Here is an 8809-nt window from a genome sequence, read left to right on the forward strand (position 1 = left end):
CGGAAGACGCGTACGCACAGGAACGAATCGCGTCCAACGGACGACCCGCGGCGACCCTCCGCCGGCTCCGCGGCTCCGCGTGACATTGGTCATCGTTTTCTTCGCGCTCGCGCTCTCTGTCGCGTGCGCCGGCAAGGACAAGCGCGTCGAGCCCGGAACCGCGCGCATTTCTCCGACCGGCAAGATCGTCGCCGGCACGCCCGTCATTTGGCGCATCGCGTACGCCGCGCCGAAAGGCGGTCTCGCCAAGGGCGGGGCGGTCATCGTGCTTTTTCCCCAGGACTCGTTTGTTCACGAACATAAAAACCCGAAGAAGTTGGCGCGCGCCCGCATCGACATCGAGGCGTTGCCCGTCGACGTCGGGATCGCGCCGCATTACGACAGGTACGTACGTGTCACCATGCCGCGGGCGGTCGCCGCCGGCGAGATCATCGACGTCGACATCGGCACGGGTGAAGGCGAGGATGCGCCGCCGGCGCTGCTCGCGCCCCGAGGCGCGCAACCGTCGTTCGCACCGCTTATCCTTGTCGACGCGGCGGGCGACGGCCATTTCGAGCGCGCCGCGTCAGAGGATTATGCGGAGATCGTCGCCGGTCCCGCGGTGCGCGCCCAAATCGTCGCGCCGTCGCGCGCTGGCGTCGGCGAAAACATCCGCGCGGTCGTTCGCGTACTCGATGCGTTCGGCAACCTTGCCGCGCCGGCCGGCGACCTGAATGTCATCATCCGCGACGATTCGGGCGACGATTCCTACAATCCGCCGCCGCCCCACGCGACGGGCGAGGCATGGGCGAACATCGCGGCGGGGCGGTACGAAAAGACGGGCTATCGCTGGCTTGCCGCGAGCTTCGGCGGCGCGCTGCCGGACGTGACCTCCAATCCCATCGCCATCGATGACGCGAGGACGACCCGCGCGACGCACTTCGGACTTCTCGGCGCGCAAAGCGACGCGGGATACGGCGCGCTTCCGGCGCGGGATTTGCTCGACCTCGCGGCTGGTCCCGCGGCGCTGGATTTTGTCGCCATCACCGATCCGGCGTGGACGCTCGATGACGCCCGATGGGCCGAGCAAAAACTGCTTTGCCGCGAATCGCGCCGGCTTGGCGCGTTTATTCCGCTGCTGGCGTACAACGTCGCGTACGGCGACATGGCCGCTGCGATCGCGCCGGACTGCGACGCCGATATCAATCGCCTCGCGGCCGGGACCGGCGACCCGTGGCGCCTTGCGATCGACGCTCCCGACGCCGAGCCGTGGGCGCCGGCGTCCGCCGCGTACTTCGGCAGCCCGTCGGACGTGCTCGAGGTTGGGCGGCAATCGAACGCGCGCGTGCTGCTTGTGCTGTACGCGAACGAAGATGGTCACCTGGTGCGTCGCGCGCAGGGCATCGCGGCGGGCGGCGTGTATGACGGCGCGGAACGATCGACGCTGAAAAAAGGCATCGAACGGGCGCTCGATCGCGGTTGGCGTTTCGGTTTCGCGGCGCTCGGCGACGGCGCGCGCGCATTCCGCGATCTCATCGACCGGCCGCTGACCGCCGTCACGACCGGTGCGATGACGCGGCGCACGATTTTCGCCGCGCTCGAACGCGGGCGCACCTACGTCACAAGCGGCGCGCGAATCCTGTTATCGGTCGACATCGACGGCAAGCGCCCCGGCGACACGCCCGCGACGGCATTCGACGGCAAGATCACGATCGACGCGGCGGGCACGGCGCCGATCCGGTCGATCGATATCCATCGAGATGGCTCATTCGCACACCGCCACAAGCAGGCGGGCGAAACGCGCGCCGCGCATGTCGAGTGGGTCGACAAAAATTTCGACCGCCCATCCTGGTATCACGTGCGCGTGACGCAGGCCGACGGCGCGTGGGCGGTGTCGAGCCCGATCTTTCTGGCGCACCCGGACTGGGCGCGCGTGGACGAGTTCGCGGCAACGGATTTCGGCGACGCGGTCGAGGTGTCGTTCAACGGCGCATCCGGCGGCGGCACGAAAGGCTTTCGCCTTTGGCGGCGTTTCGGCAACGAGGCCGACGGCGATCCGCGGAACTACGAACGGATCGGCGACGAGTTGTATGCGCCGGGCGAGACGGTCTTTCGCGACGACGCGCTTTCGACGCGCGGCGTCGTGACCTGCTATCTTCTCGAAGAGGTCAACGCGGCGGGCTCGCGCGCCATCGGCCCGGCGGTCGTTATCGCGAAAACGCCCGTGCGCATGACGGATGACAAGGAACGGCTCGTGCTGCCCTACGACATTCCGCAAACGTGCGTTCCGAGAATCGAAATCGCCGATCTTGGCCGCGGCGTGGTACGCACCATCGTCGAGCCCGAGCGCGGGCCGGGCCGCTACGAGGTGGAGTGGGACATGACCGATGCGCGAGGCCGGCGCGTGGAAACCTACACCCGTTACCGCGTTCATTGCGGGCCGCACGCCGGTCCGCCAGTGCCCATTGTCGTGTCGCCGATCCGGACCGAGGATGTCTCGCTCAAGGGGCATCAATATCCCGTGTCAATTCCGAAGACAAAAAAATTCCAGGCCGCGGGAGGCACGAAGTGAGCGACGCCGCGCGCGACGATCAGAGCCGCGACCGTAAGGGAGCGGGTGCGTCCGTTCCGGTACACACGGGGTCGTCCGAGATTCGCCGCGTCGCGATCGTCGGCGGCGGCCCCGGCGGCGCGCTGCTCGCGTGGCTGCTCGCGCGCGACGGCTACGAGGTTGATCTTATCGAGTCGCGCCCCGACGCGGACAAGGCGTGCGGCGGCGGCGTCACCGCATCGACAATCGACATCGTCCCGGAGCTCGACGATCTCGGCGTCCCGTATGCCGCCATCACGCGCCTTCGAGCGACCTCCCCCGGCGGGCGCGAGTCGATGACCGCGCTCGACCCGCCGCTGCGCAACTATCGCCGGCACGATTTCGACTCCGCGCTGCGGCAAAAGGCCGTCGACGCCGGCGCGCGCCTTCACATCGATCGCGCGCGCACCTTCGCGCGGCGCGACGGGCGATGGTTCGTCAACGGCGACATCGAGGCGGACTTCCTTGTCGGCGCGGGCGGCGCGTCTTGCCCCGTCCGGCGCCTCGTGCGCGGCGAAAGTGAATCGACGGAATCCGTGCTGACAACGGGGTGGTTCATCCCGGGCACGTTCGAGCCGGTGGTGGACATCCGCTTTTTTCCCGGCGTCGCCGGATACGCCTGGTGGTTTCCGCGCCCAAACGACGTTTCGTTCGGCATCGTGTGGGGACGCGGCACGATCTCGCGCGACGACGCGCGCGGCCTGCTGCGGGGTTATTTGCACGACCGATTTCGCGATGTGGCTCTTGGCGACGCCATCCCGTACGCCGCGCCGTGCCCTTGCCTTGCCGCGGGCACGTTCTGGAACCGGAAATACCAGGCCGAGGGCGTCGCGCTCATCGGCGATTCCGCGGGGCTCTGCGATCCCGTCACGAGCGAGGGCATCCGCCACGCGCTTCATTCCGCGAAGCTGTTGCATCGGGCGATCGCCCAGGGCGCCCCCAAACGCTACTACCCGCTCATCGCCGAGAGCATCCTGCCCGAACTGCACAGCGCCGCGGCGTGGCGGCGCGCCTTTTATCGCGGGTGGTTTTTGCGCGCGGGGTTCGGCATGGCCTCGCGCTCCCCGTCCGCGCGAAAGATCATCGCCGACTTCGCGCTTGGCGGAAAATCCGTCGGCGACGCGATGGCCGATTTGGGGCGCGGCTTGCCGGCGATGCTGCTTGAATCGGCGCGAGGATCGAGGATCGAGGATTGAGGATTGGGGATCGAGCCAAAAGCGGCCGTGCCGGCGCGAATCGTTTCCGCCCAACGTACGTCGCGGCCGTCGCCTTGTTGTTTTTATTTTGCGCATCCTGCGTCTCCACCGGCGGCGCCCCCGAGACCGAAAACGCGGCGGCGCCGCCAATCGTCGTGCGCGACGCGAGAAATCCGATTCCCGTTTCCGACGAGGAAATCGTGCGTCGCATGCGGGACGGATTCGAGCAGACGCGCACCGTGAATCCGCGCCTTGTCGCCGTCGCGGTGCACGGCGGCCGCGTCGTCGTGCGCGGGCGCGTGGAGTCGATCGCCGAGCGCAACCTCGTGCTCGCGGTCGCGCGCACCACGCCCGGCGTGCGCGGCGCCGTTGTCGATCGCCTGATCGTGAAGCCGTCGCCGAAACCCGCGTGGGCTACCGGCGATCCCCGCGCGCTTGGCGATGTGGTGCGCGACAAACAGATCGAGGACGCGGTGAAAAAGCGCGTCGCGCGCACGGGACTCGTTCGTCTTGGCGACGCCGAGATCGTCGTTCACATGGGCGTCGTGGTCCTCGCCGCGCCGGTTCCGAACGCGGCGTCGGCCGCCAAACTGCGCAATGCCGTGCTCTACGCCGACGGCGTGCGCGCGTACGTCGATCACACGTGGGTGGAGTCCGCGGCGAGTGACGAGTGACGAGTGTCGAAGGCAATTGCAAGAATGTGGTATTTCACGCGCGATTCGACGCAACACCCCAATTACGGAGGCTCAACATGCCCGATGCCCGAAAGCTGTACGCCTTGCTCGTGATTTTAGCGCTGCTTCTCGCCGCGGATATCGCGATCCGCCTCGGCGCGCTTCAACTCGTGACGCCACGCGACGCTCGCGCGGACATCGTCAGCGGGAAAAACCACTTCAGCACGCACAGCCCCGACGGACGCAGCGTTTACCTCTGGTACTACGAGTTCGAGGGCGTCGCGACGCGCAACGCCACGGTCGAATATCTCGGGAAAATCGACGTGGACGGCACGTTCATGAAGTCCGCGCGCTAAAAGGGGAAGGGCGCCGGCGCACGCGGCGCCAATTTCATCGGGGCGTGGAAAGGGAAATCGCGTGCCGCGTTGCGATCCAACTCAATCCTCGATCCTCGATCCTCGATCCGCCTCATCCGGCAGGGGCGCGCCGACGCTTTGCATGTAGCGGAGCGCCTCGTCGTTCGCGGGCTCCAGGGCGAGCACCTGCCGCCAGGCCTCGATCGCGTCGTCGCGGCGTCCCTGCGCCTCGAGCAGCGTGCCCAGGTAGACGCGCGCCTCGTTCATCTCCGGAAACGCGGACAGGCATGTGCGGCACTGGATCTCCGCGTTTTGCAGATCGCCCGCGGCGTGGAAGGCGCGCGCGAGCTTGAGCCGGATGTCGATGTAACTCGGACGCAGCGCGAGCGCCGCCTCGTAGCTTCGGATCGCGGCGTCGTAAACGTCGATCGCCATGTACATGTCGCCGGTCACGGCGTGCGCGTTTGCCAGGCGGTTTCGCGAAAGCGGATCGGGCGACTGCGGCAGGGCGTCCTCGCCGCGTTGAAGGTCTTTCAGGATTTTGTGCGATCGGTCGTAGCGGCCCAGGTCCTGCAAGAGGACCATGAGGTTGACCTTGGCCTCGGTGTAGTTCGGGTTGATCTCGAGCGCCTTGGCCAGAAGTTTGATCGTGTCGCCGAACCGGCCTTTCAGGTGCTGGATCGCGCCCAGCATCGCGTAGATGTTCGCGTAGTCCTGGTGTTCCGGTAGCGCGACAAGCAGATGGCGCTCGGCCTCGGCGAAATCGCCGCGCGCGAAGGCGTCCAGGCCGCGTTGATAAGCGATGGTCGGTTTCGATTCGGGCATCGGGAGCCGCATTCAAACAGGAACGACGCGGGATTCGCAAGCCGGATTGGCTTTGGACACGGTTTTGCGTGAATTTCGGCTGGTGAGCCGCGTCACCCGAAAACTGTTCGGAATATGACATAGATCATGGACTGTGGGGGCCATTACGGGGTAAAAACGGCCCTGAGTGGGGGAGTCGTTACGAAAAAAGGGTCCGATCCGTCCCAACCTTTTCCGACCGATGGAGGCAACGAACGTCCATGAAAAACAATGTTGAGTTTCTTGCAACGATTCCGATTTTCGCAGGTCTTTTTGATGGAGATGCCGCCGACCTCGAACGCGCGGGCCAGCTTATGTTCGTCCGCAAGAAGCAGGTCGCCTATCGCCCCGGCGATCCTTCCGACGCCATTTTCCTCATTCGCTCCGGCCGCGTGAAGATCAGCAAGATCACCGAAGACGGCCGCGAAATCATCCTGAACCTTCTGAAGACCGGAGACGTCTTCGGCGAGATGGCGTTTCTCGAGGACGCCCCGCGCGACACGTTCGCCGAGGCGCTGGACGACACGAACATCATCGTCATCCGCAAACCCGAGCTGCTGCAGCTCATCAAGCGGCGTCCGGCGATCACCTATCGCCTCGCCAAGATCATCGGCGAGAGGCGGCGCGAAGCCGAAAAGAACATGGAGAACTTCCTGTACAAGGGCGTGCGCGAGCGCCTCGCGAACCTGCTCCTTCGCCTGTCGAACGAATACGGCATCCGCGACAGCCGCGGAAAGATGCTTCGCATCAAGATCACGCACCAGGATCTCGCCAATCTGATCGGCAGCTCCCGCGAGACGGTCAGCCTCACGCTCGGCGATTTCCGCCGGGAGGGTTTCATCGATATCAACGAGCGCAAGATCATCATCAAGGACGAACCCGGTCTCGTGCAGATGCACTAGCCGGTCACGCGCCGCGCCGCCGGATTCCGGATCCTTCCGGCGGCACGGCCAAGGATGACTCCACGACGGCGTGCCGAATGGTACGCCGTTTTTTTGGGTGCGCTCGTGGGCGCGATGGACCCGTTGGTCACGATGGACCCGTTGGTCACGATGGACCGGATAGACACGATGGATAAATGCCCATCGCAGGCGCGATCCACGTTGTCCGGAACCGCGGACGTCCCGCCCGCCGCGGAATCTGCTGATAAAATTGGGCTGTGGTCCGCGTATCAGCCCGCGCGCTGACGCTTGCGGCTCTGATCGCCGTGCCGGTTCATTCCGTCGCGGCCGGTGCGCCTTTTCGATTCCGTCCGCCGCGTCGCCGGCGCTTTTTCTTTTCGCCGGCTTCGCCTGGCGGACCCGGATTCGACGGCGCGTCGGATCTCGCGACCGCGACGCCTGGCGCCGGGCGCTTGGGCGGACGGCCCGGCGGCACGCGCGGCGTGCGGGCGCGTTCGGGATATTTTCCCGTGGGGCGGCGGCGGGCGCCGCCACGGTCGTCGCCGCCGGCTTCGCGCTGCCGGCGCCTTTCGCGCCGCGCGAAATCGCGAAGACTCCCGAAGCCTTCCGTTTTGTCGTGCCCGAATTCCTCTTCGTGCGGAAGGACAAACGGCACGCGGCGCTTGAGATACGCCTCGATCGCGGGAAGGTTGTAGACGTATTCGTCGCACGCCAGCGTGTACGCCTTGCCCGTCTTGCCCGCGCGCGCCGTGCGCCCGATGCGGTGGACGTAGTCTTCCGGGTCCTGCGGCACGTCGTAATTGAAAACGTGCGACACGTCCTCGACGTGAAGGCCGCGGCTGGCCACGTCCGACGCGACCAGAAGCGCCACCTCGCCCTTGCGGAACGAATCGAGCACGCGCGTGCGGCGGTTTTGCGGCAGGTCGCCCGTCAGAAGCTCCACGCTGTAGCCGTTGCGCCGCAGCCGCTCGGCGACGTACGCCGCGGAGATCTTCATGTTCGTGAAGATCAGCCCGCGCGGAACCGGCTCGCGCTCCAGAAGACCGAGCAGAAGCTCGAACTTCCGCTCCTTGTCGACGTGAAAGAGCGTTTCGTCGATGCCCTCGGCCGTCAGGTTCTCGGGCTCGATCTCGATAAACGACGGCGCGCGCATGTATTGGCGGGCCAGCCGCTGCGCGCGTTGGTCGAATGTGGCGGAGAACATCATCGACTGACGCTCGTCCTTCGGCGGCAGCCGCTTCAGGATCGCGGTCATCTCCTCGTAGAATCCGAGGTCGAGCAGGCGGTCGGCTTCGTCGATCACGAGCAGGCGCACATCGCCAAGACGCAGCCGGCCTTTCCGCACAAAATCAAGCAGGCGCCCCGGGGTGCCGACCGCCACATCGACCCCGGCCGCGAGGTGTTGCTCCTGCTTGCGGTAGTCCTCGCCGCCGTAAAACAGCCCGAAACGCAGATCGACGTATTTGCCGAGCGTCAGCGCTTCCTTGTAGGTCTGGATCGCAAGCTCGCGCGTCGGCGAAAGGATGAGCGCGATGGGGTCTTTCTCGCGCGGGCGGATGTCGCGCAGCGCTCGCGTGAAGATCGTCAGCAGAAAACACGCGGTCTTGCCCGTGCCCGTCTGCGCCTGGCCGATCAGGTCCTCGCCGCGCAGAAGTTGCGGCATCGACTCGCGCTGCACGGGCGTCATCTCCGCGAAACCCGCGTCATGAATGCCCGCCTTCACGTCCTCGGGCAGATCGAGCTTGAAAAACTCCGACGAAAAACCCTCGCGATCCGCGCGGGGTGCGCGATCGCGATGCCCGCGGTCGGGGCGGTGCGGACTCATGCGTGAAATTTCCGGATCGGATCGTGTATCAAACGCGAGGCTCCAAAAAGCGGCGGCAAACGCGACGGCGAACGATGTCGCCGATCGGCGCGGCGGGCTTCACCCTATCAAACGGGTTCGCGCGCCATTGGTCAAGCGCATTTTGTAATTGGGAATGGGGAATTGGGAATTGCGAATGGAATCGCAGAATCGCGGAATCGCAATTCAACACAAAGGCACGAATAGCACAAAGAACACCAAGGCCAATTTTTCGTGTGGCCGAAATTTCCTTCGTGCCCTTGGTGCGTTTGTGTTGAAAATTCACGATCGCGCTTCGTACGCGGCGATGGCCTCGTCGAGGGAAGCGAGGATCGAGGCGGCGCCCGGAGTCGAACAGCGCGATCGACGCCGCATACTCATCGGCGAATCGTCCGAACCACGCGATCGCGCGGCGGAAGGTTTCGT

General features: G+C 65.8%; 8 protein-coding genes. 5 read left to right on the plus strand and 3 right to left on the minus strand.

The features are described 5' to 3' along the window. Window positions 1-79: 79 nt before the first annotated feature. The 4 genes from K8I61_13545 to K8I61_13560 all read left to right on the plus strand — a co-directional run bounded on the left by K8I61_13545 (window position 80) and on the right by K8I61_13560 (window position 4795). Window positions 80-2551: a hypothetical protein gene (locus K8I61_13545; protein MBZ0273058.1), complete on the plus strand. Its 2472-nt coding sequence runs from the start codon at window positions 80-82 to the stop codon at window positions 2549-2551. Then, on the plus strand, window positions 2548-3765 hold the full coding sequence (locus tag K8I61_13550) for an NAD(P)/FAD-dependent oxidoreductase (GenBank protein ID MBZ0273059.1): 1218 nt from the start codon (window positions 2548-2550) through the stop codon (window positions 3763-3765). The genes K8I61_13545 and K8I61_13550 overlap by 4 nt, the downstream gene beginning before the upstream one ends. Before the next feature lie 74 nt (window positions 3766-3839). Further along, window positions 3840-4439: a BON domain-containing protein gene (locus tag K8I61_13555; GenBank protein MBZ0273060.1), complete on the plus strand. Its 600-nt coding sequence runs from the start codon at window positions 3840-3842 to the stop codon at window positions 4437-4439. A 77-nt stretch (window positions 4440-4516) separates the two neighbouring features. Then, window positions 4517-4795, plus strand: a complete 279-nt coding sequence (locus K8I61_13560) for a hypothetical protein (protein ID MBZ0273061.1) — start codon at window positions 4517-4519, stop codon at window positions 4793-4795. 81 nt (window positions 4796-4876) lie between these two features. On the opposite strand, the gene K8I61_13565 is transcribed toward K8I61_13560, so the two are convergent. Beyond that, window positions 4877-5620, minus strand: a complete 744-nt coding sequence (locus tag K8I61_13565; protein MBZ0273062.1) for a tetratricopeptide repeat protein — start codon at window positions 5618-5620, stop codon at window positions 4877-4879. Between the two features lie 239 nt (window positions 5621-5859). Between K8I61_13565 and K8I61_13570 the strand changes: the two genes are divergently transcribed. Then, a complete protein-coding gene (locus K8I61_13570) occupies window positions 5860-6540 on the plus strand; it encodes a Crp/Fnr family transcriptional regulator (GenBank protein MBZ0273063.1) in 681 nt (226 codons plus the stop codon). 313 nt (window positions 6541-6853) lie between these two features. Here the strand turns inward: K8I61_13570 and K8I61_13575 are convergent, their stop codons facing one another. Together K8I61_13575 and K8I61_13580 are read right to left on the minus strand one after the other, a co-directional pair. Next, window positions 6854-8365, minus strand: coding sequence for a DEAD/DEAH box helicase (locus tag K8I61_13575; GenBank protein ID MBZ0273064.1), 1512 nt, complete (start codon window positions 8363-8365; stop codon window positions 6854-6856). Window positions 8366-8393: 28 nt separating this feature from the next. Continuing rightward, window positions 8394-8809, minus strand: a 416-nt coding sequence (locus K8I61_13580) for a hypothetical protein (GenBank protein MBZ0273065.1), incomplete at its 5' end; no start/stop codon positions are given.

It is taken from the genome of bacterium, from assembly GCA_019912885.1.
Lineage (GTDB): Bacteria > Lernaellota > Lernaellaia > JACKCT01 > JACKCT01 > JAIOHV01.